Source organism: Leeuwenhoekiella palythoae (assembly GCF_900130045.1).
Classification (GTDB): Bacteria; Bacteroidota; Bacteroidia; order Flavobacteriales; family Flavobacteriaceae; genus Leeuwenhoekiella; species Leeuwenhoekiella palythoae.
The window spans coordinates 779,982-794,559 of sequence record NZ_FQXT01000003.1 but is presented as its reverse complement, the minus strand read 5'-3'; the positions used below and the strand labels follow the sequence as shown (position 1 = coordinate 794,559).

The following is a 14,578-nucleotide window of genomic DNA, read 5'->3' as shown; positions in this document are numbered from 1 at the left end:
TTCCTGCGCTACGATCACTGAAGCATCGGTAGCATTCTGAAAGCTGATGTTGTGTATCTTTTCAAAACGCGTTTCTTCAAACTTTCCCGCGGGTTGGTAGGAGATTTTTTTGTTATCTTCTGAAGTTATTTTCATAATTAATAAAAAACTTAGATTAGTTGTTTTTGGTTGTGATTTGGTACGTCTGATCTGCCTCTACTGAAAAAGTAGTAAGAAAATAGTCCCCATCTGCTTTTAAGTCAAAAATTTTGATGTTCACATCAACAGGTATTTGCGTGCGTAAGGTGATTTTTCCAGTATTGTTTGCTTTTATCTTAGCAGATCGAAGTCTTCCCTGTGACCATTTTATGTCTACGTCAAAATTTCCACGGGCTTTTAATCCATTTACCTCACCGTTAGGCCAGGCACCGGGCAGGGCAGGAAGTAGGTGCAATTCATCCAAATGACTTTGTAACAGCATTTCGGCGATGCCGGCAGTAGCTCCAAAATTCCCGTCTATCTGAAACGGCGGATGCGCATCAAACAGGTTAGGATACGTCCCACCTTTATGCTCTTTGGAGTAGGGGTCAACGTACTGCATCAATTCGCGGATCATCTTATATGCGTGATCGCCATCAAGCAAGCGGGCAGCGAAATTGATTTTCCAGGCTTTGCTCCAGCCAGTTCCTTCATCGCCGCGCAGTTCAAAGGTTTTTTCGGTAGCTGCAGCGAGTTCCGGAGTGGTGAGCGGCGAGATGGAAGTACCCGGATGTAACCCAAATAAGTGCGAAACATGACGGTGATGCGGATCTTCTTCTTCAAAGTCCAGATTCCATTCCTGCAACTGGCCTTTGCCACCTATTTGATAGGGAATCAAACGCTCCTGAGCAGCAACAAGTTTTTCTCTAAACTCAGTGTCGGTACCCAGCACTTCAGAAGCTTTAATGGTATTGCTGAATAATTCACGAATGATGGCGATGTCCATAGTCGCCCCTTCGGTAACCGCATATCCTTTTCCGTCTACCAAAAAGAGGTTTTCAGGAGAGGTAGAAGGCGCTGTAGTCAATTGCCCGTCGCGTTCTACCAGCCAGTCTAAAGTAAAAAGAGCTGCTTCTTTCATTACCGGATATACTTTTGCCAGATAGCCTTCATCCTGAGTAAAAGCATAGTGCTCCCAGAGGTGCAGCGTAAGCCAGTTGCCACCCATATACCAGTTTGCCCAAAGCGGATCACCGTCACCAAGATCACCCACCGGGTTTGCCGTTGCCCAGATGTCTGAATTGTGGTGCAACACCCAGCCGTCTGCATCGTAAAACTCTTTAGCCACGCGGCTTCCGGTAACCGAAGCATTTTGAATATAGGCCAACAACGGCTGATGCATTTCACTCAAATTAGTGGTTTCTGCCGGCCAGTAATTCATTTCGGCATTGATGTTTGTGGTGTAATTTGAACTCCACGGCGGGCGCATTTCTTTATTCCAGATTCCTTGCAGGTTTGCCGCAGTTCCGCCCGGTCTTGAGGAAGAAACCAGTAAATACCTGCCGTATTGAAAATACAAAGCTTCCAGTTCAGGATCATTAGCTCCTTCAGAGTAGGCTTTTAAGCGAGCATCAGTAGGCTTATTGAGTTGGTCTTCTTGCGTTGTGCCTAAATCAAGGGTTACACGCTGCATATAGGCCGAAAAATCAGCGATGTGATCTGCTTTGAGTTGATCATAAGTCTTGGCTGAGGCCGCCTGCATAGATTCAGTCGCAAGTTTTGCTTCGTCAAGTCCGTCTTTATCCGGGCATTTGTCAAAACCGTTAAAGCTGGTTGCTTCGGTAAGCAGCACAACCACTTCGGAAGCATCAGCGATTGCCAGACTGTTATTTTCTACACGGAGCGTCCCGTCGGTATTTAGCACTTTGATGCGGTATTGAAAACGCATACCGTCACAGCCCTCAGGATCTTCATAGGTTATGGGTTCTACACCTTCGGGATTGTAATAGTTGGGGTTTACGTTTGCCGGAGCTTTCCCGCTAACGACCAACACCTGATCTTCGGTGACCGAAACTTCAGATCGCAGCTGGCTTTGCGCAGAAAAATTTAGGCTTAAGGCTTTTGCTGCATCAGCAGTAAGTTTTATTACCAAAACATTATCGGGTGCCGAAGTAAAGAGCTCACGGTTATACTTTACGCCATCTGCTTCAAATACCGTGGTGGTAATAGCATCGGCCAGGTTCAACGTACGTTTGTAGTTTTGCACAGAATCGTTTTTCAAGTCCTGATGCAGCAGCAAATCACCCATAGGCATGTAAGACTGGGTGTAATAGCCCTGCATTTTTTTGGCTAGAAGGGTTGCCTGCTCGTAATCTTTGGCAAAAATAGCTTCGCGTAAAGGTTCTAAATATTTAGAAGTATCGGGATTTATGCTTTGTGGTACGGGGCCACCGCTGTAAAGCGAACTTTCATTAAGCTGAATCAGTTCATCACTTACACGCCCAAAAACCATCGCGCCTATTTTACCATTCCCCAGCGGAAGGGCTTCAACCCATTCACGGGCAGGGGCATCGTACCAAAGCTCGGGTATTTCAGATTTGGCTAATTCAGGATTTTGAGTTTCTTCTTTTTTACAGGAAGAAATTATCAGGAGTATCAATAAAGCGAGATAAGAGCTGCGAAAAATAGTGTTTCTCATCAAATTTGTGTTTAGGTAAGGAATGTTATCCTTCTTAAATTTAAGGTTCTGGGTTTATAAGTTTCAAAATATAGCTGTAGGAATAGTCATCGTTTGTAAGGCGATATTCGGAATGCGGATATTCGCCCCAGCTGTTGTCGCCGCCTAGTCCACGTTGTGCCAAATCAATATGCAGAGTGGTTTCATCTCGGTAACGCAGGTTTGTAGGATGTTGATTCTTTTTTGTTTCACCGGGATCCAGCGCTTCGGTTTTGATGGGAAGTGCGCTAAACGATAGCGGTTGCAATCCCTCGACTTCAATCCCGTTTCCGCTGGCATCGGTGAGTTTTAGCCAGCGCGTATCGGTATGATAGCCGTATTCCTGGGGGCGAATGTATGGCATCTTGAGGCTGTCTACCTGAGCCTTGTAAATTCCGATAAAAGCAGCAGAATTACGGTCTGCATAATTTTCTTCCGGTCCACGGCCGTAATATTCCAGATTATCAAAACCGGCCGGTAGCTGCATGCGCATACCAAAACGTGGAAGTTCAGGCAGTTTTTTAGCCTTAAGATCAAGCCTGGCCGTCACACGGATGCTTCCGACATTTTGGATTACATACGCAAGTGTATAAGGCAGGTTAATATCGTTCAAATGATAGATGACTTGAATGGGCAGGCCTTCTTCGGTTTGTTTTTCAACTTTTACATCCTGAAGCGTCACATTGCTGTGAGCACTGCGCCAGATGTTCAGTTCTTCGGGCATTTTGTTCCCAAAATCGTTATCAGTAGGAGCGCGCCAAAAATAGGGCTGTGGTAATGCATCAAGCGTTACGGAGTCACTACTGTAAGAAGTAAAAACTCCTTTTTTAAGATCAAAAGTTCCCCGTGTTTCACTCGTCTCAAATATCAGCTGATTTTCTGTTTGTTTGACTTCCAGTTTTCCGGCTGTGGATGCTGATATGAAAACAGGTGGATTCAACGAAAACTGTGCTTTGGCAATCTCGTGACCGGCTGGTACAAGAGCGGTAGCGGTTTTGGTAAAGGCGTAAACATTCAGCAAATATTCAGCATCAGCCTGCCGTTTGGGTAATTTGATTTTTGCCGTACCCAAAGTCTGAGGAGCAATCGCTAGCGAAAAATCTTCGACCTCAATCACTTTTCCATTCTCAACCAACGCCCATTGAAATTGATACTCCTTCAGATTCGTGAAGTCAAATTCATTGAAAACCGAAAGCTTTTTCGACTCTTCATCAAAGTCGAACTGTACATTTTGGTACACCATTTTAACTTCCTCCAGAGCCGGATGCGGAGTGCGGTTTGAAGAAACCAACCCGTTGGCGCAAAAATTTTCATCATTCTGAAAATCGAGTCCGCCCAGATCACCACCATAGGCCCAATAGGTTCCCATATCGTCTTCAGTTTTAATTCCCTGATCTACCCAGTCCCAGATAAAACCTCCCTGCATCTGGTCGCTACTTCTAATGATGTCCCAGTATTCTTTAAAATTACCGGAGCTGTTGCCCATCGCATGTGCATATTCACACATAATATAGGGGCGGTACTTATCGGTTGCCGCGGCGTATTCCTTCATATGATCTATGCTGGGATACATGGGGCAAACCACATCGGTATTACGTTCTTCATTGGCCTGTTCAAATTGCACCAGCCTCGAGTCATCTCGCTCCTTAACCCAATCGTAAGCTTGCGGGAAGAAAATTCCGTTGCCACACTCGTTACCCAGTGACCAGACAATCACCGAAGGATGGTTCTTATCGCGCTCTACCAGGCGTTGAATACGATCCATTTGCGATGGGAACCATTCAGGTTGATAAGCCGGATGTTGATCTTTATTTTTAACCGCGTGGACATTGGCGCCCATTCCGTGAGATTCAATATTGGCCTCATCTACAAGATACATCCCGTATTGATCGCAGAGCTTGAACCACAACGGGTTCTGCGGATAATGGCTCGTACGCACAGCGTTAATGTTGTTTTGCTTCATCAACTTTAAATCTTTGAGCATCACCTCGCGCGAAGGTACGTGGCCTTTTACATCATCGTGAATGTGCAGGTTTACGCCTTTGATCAAAACGGGCATTCCATTGACCAGCAATTGCGCATTTTTAAGTTCGATAGCCCTAAAACCTATCTGTTCTGAAGTAAGCATCAGGGTTTTTCCCGAAGCGTCTTTTAAGGTCAATACTACATCATAGAGGTTGGGCGTTTCAGCACTCCAGGTTTGTACGTTTTTAATCGTTGTGTGAAAGTTCACCGGGGTTTTGGTTGTGGTAAATTTTTTAGTCGCGGAATAAACAGCCTTGGAAGCATACGCCGGAATGATTTCAAGTTGTAATGAACCTGATTGGGCGGCGTTATCAAAATTCTTCAAGTTTACTGAAGCATTAAAAACCCCGTCTTTGTAGTTGTTTTTAAGATCTGCTTTCAGGAAGAAATCCCAGATACTGGTTTTGGGCAGGGCATATAAAAATACATCCTGCTCCAAGCCGCTGAGCCTCCAGAAATCCTGATCTTCCAGATAGCTGCCGTCATGCCATCTACACACCTGAATGGCGAGTTGATTGCTTCCTTCCTGTAAAAAAGGAGTGATATCAAATTCAGAAGGAGATTTGGCGACTTTAGTCATTCCCGCTTCTTTTCCATTTACAAAAACACGCGCATAGCCCGATACCGAAGAAAGGTTCAGGATTACTTCTTGATCATCCCAGGTTTCAGGTATTGTAAAGCTGCGGCGGTACGTGCCCACCGGGTTATAGCTGTTATCTACAAAAGGCGGATTCTTAGGAAAGGGATAATCGATATTGGTATAAATAGGTATTCCAAAACCTTCCAACTCCCAGTTAGAAGGAACCGGAATGCTATCCCAGTCTGAATCATCAAAGTCTGTTTTGTAAAAATCAAGTGGTCGATCTTCCGGTTTTTTCACAAAATGGAATTTCCAGATGCCGTTTAAGGATTGGTAAAAGGGAGAAGTTGAAAACACATCGGCGCGTGCATCGGTTTTGTTAGAATATGCGATAAAATCGGTATGTGGCTCCAGTTTATTGCGCTCATAAACCAGCGGATTTTCCCATTCGTTAACCTCCTGGGCAAGACCTGTCAAGCAGAATAATAAAATAAAATATAGGGATGCGATAACTTTCATGAATTCAATTTTCTATACTTATATTTTGACGTAGATTTTCTTTTTGTCCATCCAGTATCCTAAAGCCCAGCAGAGGAGCATAAAGACAATAGCGGTCATCAACGCCCCGAAAGATCCCGGGAAGATGCGCTGAAAGATTTCTTCACTTACCCTTTCAAAAGCATCCTGATTTTCGTTTACCGGTATCAGACGCAGCGTAATGTAAAACAATTCAGAAAACAGGTAAATCACCAGCGGATTCTTTCCGAAGGTGTTGAAAAAATCGCTACCAAATTTGATGTTTTTTAATTCTACCGCAAAGATGAGTGCAGCCAGCATAGACAGGTTAAGGCCTATGGTTAGCATCGCAAAGGGGCTCGTCCACAATTTTTTGGAAATGGGGAAAATTAAGCCCCACCATTCGGCTAAAGCAAAAATGATAAACCCGGCCAGCATCAGTTTGGCAATAGTCTCGTAGGTTTTGCCTTTTCGTCTGATAAAAACACCCGCGAGATAACCAGCAAGCACGTTTACGATACTGGGCAGGGTGCTCAAAATACCTTCCGGGTCAAAAGGGATGGCATCTTTTTTATAGATATGGCCTTCGCCCAAAATGGCAAAGTCAAATTTAGCAGCGGCATTGGTTGCCATCTCGAGTTCGGCTCCGGGTTCACCAAAAGCATAGAGAATTCCCCAGTAGGCGAGGAGCATTGCGATACAGGCTATGAAAATAGCTTTGACTGAAAAATACCGCACCATCACTGCACCAAAAAAGTAGCACAGGGCAATGCGCTGCAAAACGCCCATAACCCGGGTTTCGGAGAATGGGGATAACTGCAGTTGCCCATCGTTGTATTCAAAGAACGGAAACCAGTACATCAAAAAGCCCAGAAGAAAGATGATTGCGGTGCGCTTGAGCACTTTTTTCCAAAAATCTGCAGGTGAAGCCTCCTGAAAGCGGCGCATCGAAAAGCTCATCGCGTTACCCACGGCAAACAGGAAGGATGGGAAAACCAAATCAGCCAGCGTAAACCCAAACCATTGCGCGTGCACCAAATAGGGGTACATCTCAGCACCGGTGCCCGGCGTATTTACCAAAATCATCAGGGCGATGGTTAGCCCTCTAAATACGTCGAGCGATAAAAAGCGTTCTGAAGTTTTGACGGTCATAAGCAGTGGATTAATAATTATAGTCAATAGGCGGCATGATCTTAGTGATCGGGGTGATTTTGCTTCGGTATTTGGTGTAAAGCGCTTTTGCTATTTGGTAAGCGTCACCACTAGGCTCAGTGGGGTAGGATTCTTCTTTGTTGACCCATTCCCATTCCCATTGTTTAATTTTTTCATCAAAGGCTTCCTGGTCAAAATTGCCCCAATCGGCTTGAACATCGGTGATGAATTGTTGCCAGCGTGGTTTGTAAAAATCGTTAAGCACCCCGCTCCACTGGCGGCATGAATACTCGTGCAACGGATTGTCAGGACCGCCCCAAAGCGTGATGAGGTCGCGGGCATTGCGCTCGTAAAGCGCTTTTTCTTCAGGTGTGGTGCCCCAGCTTCGCGCATCGGCAATCCAGGGACCCAGCAGGAAGTCTTTTCGCGTAGCAAGCAATTGATCCAAATCGCTGATAAGCGTCAACAATTCTTCGCTGTGCTTTTTAAAAGCCTCCTGATCATTATTGCGATAGGCAATAGCCATCTGTTGCTGCACAGGCAGCCCATAATTAGCAAGCACCTGACGGGTAAGATCAACAAGATCGTATTCAAAACCATCAGCATTTTTAAAGGTGTCACTGGCTCCAACAAATAAATCCCAGGCGGGCAGCAGATCAAGCGGATCGTAATTCATCTTAGTGCGTGCCCAGCGGCGGTAGCCTTCAAAAGTAGGACGCGCAGCGATGATAGATTCGGCGCCATCGCGTATCGTTGTGCCGTTGTAAGCCGTTTCTACCAGAATATCCCAGGCTTTGGTAATGCTGTCGTTTACCGCACCATAGCGGTTGCGGGTGTAATGCTTTAGCCAGGGCTTGAGTTCAATGGGCGTGTCGCGCCAGGTATTATCGGTCATCAGTTCGTAAAGCACCGGGTTTTGCTCAATGGCTTCCATCGTAAGACCGATTCCTTTTAAATTACCCGAAGTGCTGTCGCTTAAAGCTTTTGCAGGTTCCTGTGCGACCGTCTCGATGCGGCCAAACATACTGATATTTCCGCCAAAATTGTGCAGCATATTCCAGATCCATTGTTTGCCGTAGAAGGCTTCGGTTTGTTTCCAAACCGGTTCAATTTCGGTAGCCAGATCGAGAATGATCATGCGATCATCAGGCACGGTGCTAAGCAAACCTTTTATTTGAGGGGTTTTCCAGAAGTCTTTGTGGCTGTAAAACAACCAGCCCTGCATCACCCAGGTTGCCTCGGGATCTGCGGCTTTCATGCCTTCAAAAATCTTTTCGCTCAACTCACCCAAATACTGCGGATCGTCTGAAGGTGGCTCATTTTCGTTAAAGGTATCTGCCGTGTAGAGGTGATCTGTGCCAAAAACCTCTTCCTGTTTTTCTAAAAAGCGTTTTCCTATTTCTGCGAAAAGCGGATCGCCTGCATCCAGGATGTAAGTATCGCCAAAATCATTGCCCCAATTGGTTTTTTTGAGATTGGCATCGGGGAAGAATTTTTTGAAGGAAGCCGGAACGTGACCGGTAAATGCCGGAAGCACGGGCTTCATTCCCAGTTCGCGTGAGCGCTGCAAAATCTTTTTCTGCAAATCGCGATGACTTTCTTTCCAGCTTTGCGGAAGCGGACCGCCCCAGCCGTCCAAATTTCCCATCCAAAACCAGGAGAAATACGAAGGACCGCTGAAAAAGTCGTTGAGATCTTCATCGGTAAAGCCGTACGACTTGTAAACTTCGTCCCAAATGTATTCTTCACCGGTTATGGCTAAAGGCATATTGATACCGTGAAGCGCCATCCAGTCGATTTCCTTTTCCCAGCGTTCCCAGTCCCACCAGCTCATCGAGTAGTTGAAGGTGCAGTAGTTGAGGTAGTAGCGGTACTCGTAAGGTGATTCTTTACGTACAGACTGCTCAGGCAGGGGCAGGGTATCCGGGAAGTTGAGGTTGGTGCCATTCCAGGTGATCTGCCCATGAGCGTACTCTTTTATGTAATAATACAGGGCCGAAGCAATAGCCACGCCGTTATTTCCCCTTAAACTGATTTTACCATCCTGAGCTGCAATTTCAAAGGTCTGATCGCCGGCACCGGGTAGCGAATCAATACTAAATTGGTCAGCATACTCGGGCACCACGCGTTTTAGGAGACTCGTGTAGGGCGTTCCTTCCTGTGTCTGAATTTCTGGTTCTTTTTCTTTTTTACAGGAATTAAGCCCTGCAATTAGAAAAAGGCAACAGGCAAGCTTTAAGACAGATTTGTATTTCGGTTTAAGAATCATAACAGGTACTATAAAAATAATCTAAAACTTTAGGGTGTCCGGCAGGAATTTGGCAGCCAAATCCTCGTAATAGGGACGCAATTCTTTTACGTTTGGCGGGGTAGGAGCCTTAGAATACAAATCATACGGATTGAATTTTTCTACCCACTTAAACATTTCGTGATCGTGTTTGCTCATCAGGTGATCGTAAGCGCCCTCGCGGTGCTGCGAGTAAAACGAATGATAACGTATCATATACAAAGCCGGCTCGGGCAGATAGTCTTTCATAATGTGGTACAGGTACTCATCGTGACCCCAGGACATATGCACGTTATCTAAGCCGCAATTGGGTTTGTAAACCCCGTATTTGGTATTGAGGCGCTCATTGGTATAATCGGGATTTTGCTTGAAAAACTCCGGATACACGATTTTGTCTGAATAGGCACAACCTACGGGAAAGGTATCGCCCACAACAGCCCACTGCGGTTCGCCAAAAAGGCACAATACTTTACCCAGATCGTGTAAGAAACCGGTAAGCACAAACCAATCCGGATGCCCGTCTGCGCGTATGGCTTCAGAGGTTTGCAGTAAGTGCTGGGTTTGATCGAGATCAATGTCCGGGTCAGAGTCATCAACGAGCGTATTTAAAAATTCGACTGCATCCCAAAGCGACATCTCACGACGGTTAAATTTGAGGAAGTCGTTTTTCTTTTCGAGGACAAAATCATAAGTCTGGTTGATGTGATTGATGCGGTAAAACTCTTTTACCGTATCACGAGCCGGAGCTTCGTAATTGCGAAATTCTTCCTTGGCTTTATGAGCCTCTTCGGGATAACGTCGCACCACATCATCTTCCCACTCGTCAAGACTACCCAGCGGTTGCGCGTTTTGATTGCTATCTTTCATAACTATAAATTCAGGTTAAACAGTTCTTTTTATTTTTTTTTGCGGTTTTCTAGTTCCGTTTCATCAATTCATTAATCAGGACCCGAGGGAAACCATCAGGTAGAGCAAACCAATAATGAGTATAACTACGAGACAGGCGAGCAGGAAGCCCGCGCTGTCTTTTCTATTCCAGGTGTACAATTCCCAATTGCTATTGGGAAACAAAAGCCTTTCAGTAACCGGTTGATTTTTCAAGGTACTGTTGTCAATCGCCCTGGTGCGCATCTTCTGGTAGAAGAACATTAAATGTTCGTCGGGATCAGGTTTTGTTGCCAAAGCGATGAAGATGAGTGCCAAAAATGGAAATAACAAACGGATACCGAGTCTTATGGTTTCGTTTAAAGCATAGGGATTCCTGGAAAGATCCCAGCCCAGACGGTCGAGCAGGTACAATTCCAGATAAATGTAGCCGCGGCCGTAGCGCTCATCAGCTCTATTTACCGAAACTCCTTTAGACCAAAATATAGCTTGTTGCGGCATCGCATAGTCTACCGCGTTAGTACCTCCCAGCGTAAGCGCTTCCGGTTTTTTGATTTGTTCTTTTTCGCTTTGCGGAAGTTTTTCCCATTGCGCTATATCGTGTTTCCGGTTTTCAAGATCTACTTCTTTTACGTCATAATTTCGGGTAACGATTAGCGATTCGGTGAGCTTCGCCAGGCTTTCATCGGTGCGCATCGCCGGAAAGACTACCGGCAGGATCATGGGGATCAGATAAAACAGGAGAAGGGTGAGCAGAATCGAACACCAGGCTGCAATTCGGTTGGCACGTCGCCATTTTAATCCCAGCCAAAATGCTGCCACAAACACCACAAAGAACTCCCAGATAAACTTTAAAATCTGAAGAATCGTATCAAACTGCGTCGTGATTACCGCAGCCCCGATGAGAAAAATAGCGCCCGATATTCTACCGGCCCAGATGTAATGTCGGGCAGAGCGTTCCGGGTAAAAATACTTATAAAAGTTGTTGACGATGAGTCCGGAAACGGTAATCATCAGGCAATCTGCCGTTGACATCAAGGCAGCCATCAGACTGGCCAGCATCAATCCGACTAGGCCTAATCCCAGCGGTGCCAGTAATTGTGTGGTGGCATGACCCCAAACAAAATCGGAGTTCATGATTTTACCCCCGTAGAGTAAAATAGCGCAAAGCCCTACCATTCCCCAGAGGATGGTCACAATACGTTTCATAAACGTTCCGGTCACAAAGCCTGTGCGTGCCGCGTCTTCACTTTTTGCAGCACCGGCAGTTACCAGTTGGTTAGGCTGGGCTACGACCGTCATCCCCGATACCAGGGCCGCCATAATGATAAAATACCAGGTAAAGTCTAAAGTTGCTGGTGAACCAAAAACTTCAAAAGTACTTTCGGGCAATTGCTCGTGTAGGTTGGTGAGCGCCTGCATCATGCCGCTACCGCCGAATTGCTGATTAATCGCCTGCCAGGCGAAGGGTATGAGAATGATTGAAAGCAGAATGATAAAAATCCCCTGAAGCAAATCGGTGTAAAACGCGGCTTCGAGTCCTCCCAATGCCGTGTAAAACAGCACGATAAAACAGATGGTCCAGATGAGTAGATCTTCAGAAAAATAACTGAAAAGCGCCCGTGGATTTTCCTGTCTCAATTCAGTTAATTCCTGTTTTTCGGCCTGAGAGAGGTAGGTGAAGTTTTCGTTAGAAAGTTCAAAAAGGCGATCTGCTTTTTCTTTTTCGATCTTTTCGGTTGGGGTAAGCGCGGTTTCCGGCTTTCCGGTCATTGCCAGAGCCGTGGTGGTTACCGCTTTATAACCTACCGAAAGTAAACCCATCATGCCAATGGTTCCCACTAAGGCATAGGTTGCGGCCATTTTTCGCGAAGCGTAACGCTCCTCATAAAAATCGCCCATCGTGGTGATGCGCAGGCGTCGCAACCAGGGTGCCGTAATCCAAAACAGGGGCGTGGCAAAAAGCATTAAAAGCGAACTCCAAATGCCGCTGGCACCGTTTTTAAAGCTGGTGGTAGCCACTCCTGCGGGGCCATCGGCTGAGGTGGCCTGCCCAAAACTGGCGAAGGTAGAGAAGAGTTTTCCAAATTTTCTGCCTCCCAGAAAATAGTCTTCTTCCTTTTTGATCTTGAGGCTAGACCGTATGCCGATATATACTATAACACCAAAGTAAAGCGCCAGTACTATTATATCCAGATATGATAAGCCTAAAATCATGATTAATTTGAAATTTTTTCGAGTTGTGTTTGTCCTTGCTTAACGATGCTTTCCAAATGGTCAAATGCTGCTGAACCATTAAAATTATCGAGAACCAGCGGAGTGATATTTTCCGCATAAACCGCATTACCGTAATAATCAGGTATTTGAGTACCCCAGTTTACCGTGGTGTTTGAGATGTAAACATTGCTGGCATTTACCATGTAAAAACCGGCGGTTTGATCACCGATGAAATCAGCATCTTTGCAGGGTCTGCAATCGTAATACCCTCCCGGATATTCGGTGGTTTTTGAAATCTCGAGGTCAATATCGTTAAAGCGAATGTTATCCAGGAGGTCAGGCGATGCTGCTCCCAGAAAAATCCCGTTTTCACTTTTACATCTGATGTTTGCAAAGGTGATATTAGAAACCTTACCAATACCGGCTTCGGCAGCTCCGGGCTTTAATCTCCAGCCCGCGTCTTTGTGATCGTGCGAGGCACGTGGATAGGCGGTAATGTAGATAGGCTCTGCCATTCCCCACCAGACGTCAGAAAACTGTTTGCATTCTACCATAATATTCGAAAAAATGATGTCTGACACGGTGCCTTCATCGCGGTTTTGAATACCTATACCCCGGCAACTACCTGTAATAATGCAGTTATTAAAGGTGACGTGGCTGATGGCATCCATATTTTCAGAACCAATTTTAATAGCGCACGAAGTGCTGATCAGGGTACAGTTTGAAATTACGATATTTTTGCAAGGGCCTAATTCTTCGTATTCCCTTCGATTCTTAAGGCAAATACAGTCGTCACCAGATTCGATATGGCAATTGCTGATGCGTACATTTTGACAGTGATCGAGATCGATACCATCGCTGTTACGCACTTTAAGGTCGTTATAGATCGAAATATTTGCGATAGAAACGTCGTAACAACCTAAAAAATGCAGCGCCCAATAGGCAGCATTGCTAACAGTGATGCCGTGCATTTTTACATTTTTACAGGATACCAGTGTGAGTATGTGCGGTCTGGGGTCTATCGTCTCAAAAGGCTTCAGTTCATAGGAATCGTGAAGCTCATCGCCCATAAAAAAGATACCGTTGCCATCTATGGTTCCTCCACCGGTAATGGAAATCTGGCTGAGGTTTTCTCCACCTATCCAGATGGTACCTTCACCCAGATTTTGTCTGAACGCGCTTTTTACATAAACACTTTCGTCAGGAAAGGCCTTGAGTACTGCGCCCTGCTCCAGGTGTAATTCAATATTTGATTTGAGTTCAAAGGGGCCCGACAGGAAGGGTTTTCCTGCAGGTATAACGACTTTGCCACCGCCATTTGCAGCGCAACTATCTATAGCCTTTTGAATGGAAACCGCATTATTCGTAAAATTATCATTTACGGCTCCAAATTCGTGTATATTCGTTATGTTCATTAATTTTATATGTAGGACATATTTTAGATAGCAATATATTTAAAATATGTGTTAAAATTCCATTTTGAATGTTTTAAGTTTTCAATGTTTTTATCAGAAATTTGCCACTAACTATCACATCGCTATGTCTTCTAAAATAAAGCCCATTAAATCAGTTTCTCTGGTAGAGCAGGTAGAACAACGTATTCTTGAATTTTTAAAAGAGAATCGTTTTAAGTCTGGAGATTCTTTACCCGGAGAAATAGAGCTCGCCGAAAATCTGGGTGTTAGCCGAAACATCGTGCGTGAGTCACTTAGCCGTTTGCGTATGCTGGGCGTCGTTGAGTCTAAAAAGCGCAAGGGAATGTTTATAGCAGAACCCGATATTTTAAGCGGAATAGAACGCATCATGGACCCCGACCTGCTTGGCGAAGAAGCTATGCAACACATATTTGAGTTGCGACTGGTGCTTGAAGTAGGTATGAGTGAATTGCTGTTCATTAGAAAAAATGATTCCGATGTTGATAATTTACAGGAGATTGTAGACCGGGAGGCTAATGACCCCCTTTGTAAAACCGATCTTCAAACCCGTCTGGCTCACGAGATTGAGTTTCACTCGTATCTCTATAAAATGTCTGGAAATGGTACTCTAAACCGTTTTCAGTCTATGCTTTTACCCGTTTTTCATTATATGATGCAGCAGGAATCAAAGTCTGCGGCACAACCCAAGCGGGGTAGTATCTCGCATAATGATCTGGTTGAAACCTTGCGTAGTGGTACTGCTTATGAATTCAGAGAAAACATGCGCAATCACCTTACACCGCACTTTAGCAAACTGAGCTAAACGC

The 14,578-nt window shown here is 45.2% G+C and carries 8 protein-coding genes; 1 reads left to right on the top strand and 7 read right to left on the bottom strand.

What is annotated here, in order from left to right; translation table 11 throughout:
• Positions 1-154: 154 nt before the first annotated feature.
• The 7 genes from BUA96_RS10495 to BUA96_RS10465 all read right to left on the bottom strand — a co-directional run bounded on the left by BUA96_RS10495 (position 155) and on the right by BUA96_RS10465 (position 13,751).
• Complete coding sequence (locus BUA96_RS10495) at positions 155-2,656, bottom strand: glycoside hydrolase family 95 protein (RefSeq protein WP_128755758.1); 2,502 nt, start codon at positions 2,654-2,656, stop codon at positions 155-157.
• 40 nt (positions 2,657-2,696) lie between these two features.
• Complete coding sequence (locus BUA96_RS10490) at positions 2,697-5,798, bottom strand: beta-galactosidase, LacZ type (RefSeq protein WP_072982831.1); 3,102 nt, start codon at positions 5,796-5,798, stop codon at positions 2,697-2,699.
• An 18-nt stretch (positions 5,799-5,816) separates the two neighbouring features.
• A complete protein-coding gene (locus BUA96_RS10485; protein WP_072982914.1) occupies positions 5,817-6,947 on the bottom strand; it encodes an acyltransferase family protein in 1,131 nt (376 codons plus the stop codon).
• 10 nt (positions 6,948-6,957) lie between these two features.
• Positions 6,958-9,216 (bottom strand): alpha-N-acetylglucosaminidase, encoded by a 2,259-nt coding sequence (locus tag BUA96_RS10480; RefSeq protein ID WP_072982829.1) that lies wholly within the window; start codon positions 9,214-9,216, stop codon positions 6,958-6,960.
• 21 nt (positions 9,217-9,237) lie between these two features.
• The gene (locus BUA96_RS10475; protein WP_072982827.1) at positions 9,238-10,101 is read right to left on the bottom strand and encodes an inositol oxygenase family protein; all 864 of its coding nucleotides are present in this window, start codon (positions 10,099-10,101) and stop codon (positions 9,238-9,240) included.
• A 75-nt stretch (positions 10,102-10,176) separates the two neighbouring features.
• A complete protein-coding gene (locus BUA96_RS10470; RefSeq protein ID WP_072982826.1) occupies positions 10,177-12,336 on the bottom strand; it encodes a sodium:solute symporter family protein in 2,160 nt (719 codons plus the stop codon).
• 2 nt (positions 12,337-12,338) lie between these two features.
• Entirely contained in the window at positions 12,339-13,751 is a 1,413-nt protein-coding gene (locus tag BUA96_RS10465) for a glycoside hydrolase family 28 protein (RefSeq protein WP_072982824.1), read from the bottom strand.
• 124 nt (positions 13,752-13,875) lie between these two features.
• On the opposite strand from BUA96_RS10465, the gene BUA96_RS10460 reads away from it, so the two are divergent.
• Positions 13,876-14,574 carry a FadR/GntR family transcriptional regulator gene (locus BUA96_RS10460; RefSeq protein WP_072982912.1) on the top strand — a complete coding sequence of 233 codons (699 nt, stop codon included), beginning with the start codon at positions 13,876-13,878 and terminating at the stop codon, positions 14,572-14,574.
• Positions 14,575-14,578 lie beyond the last annotated feature (4 nt).

Excerpts from the sequence above, each read along its gene's own strand:
- BUA96_RS10495 (WP_128755758.1), bottom strand. The coding sequence starts at position 2,656 with ATGAGAAACACTATTTTTCGCAGCTCTTATCTCGCTTTATTGATACTC.
- BUA96_RS10490 (WP_072982831.1), bottom strand. The coding sequence starts at position 5,798 with ATGAAAGTTATCGCATCCCTATATTTTATTTTATTATTCTGCTTGACA.
- BUA96_RS10485 (WP_072982914.1), bottom strand. The coding sequence starts at position 6,947 with ATGACCGTCAAAACTTCAGAACGCTTTTTATCGCTCGACGTATTTAGA.
- BUA96_RS10480 (WP_072982829.1), bottom strand. The coding sequence starts at position 9,216 with ATGATTCTTAAACCGAAATACAAATCTGTCTTAAAGCTTGCCTGTTGC.
- BUA96_RS10475 (WP_072982827.1), bottom strand. The coding sequence starts at position 10,101 with ATGAAAGATAGCAATCAAAACGCGCAACCGCTGGGTAGTCTTGACGAG.
- BUA96_RS10470 (WP_072982826.1), bottom strand. The coding sequence starts at position 12,336 with ATGATTTTAGGCTTATCATATCTGGATATAATAGTACTGGCGCTTTAC.
- BUA96_RS10465 (WP_072982824.1), bottom strand. The coding sequence starts at position 13,751 with ATGAACATAACGAATATACACGAATTTGGAGCCGTAAATGATAATTTT.
- BUA96_RS10460 (WP_072982912.1), top strand. The coding sequence starts at position 13,876 with ATGTCTTCTAAAATAAAGCCCATTAAATCAGTTTCTCTGGTAGAGCAG.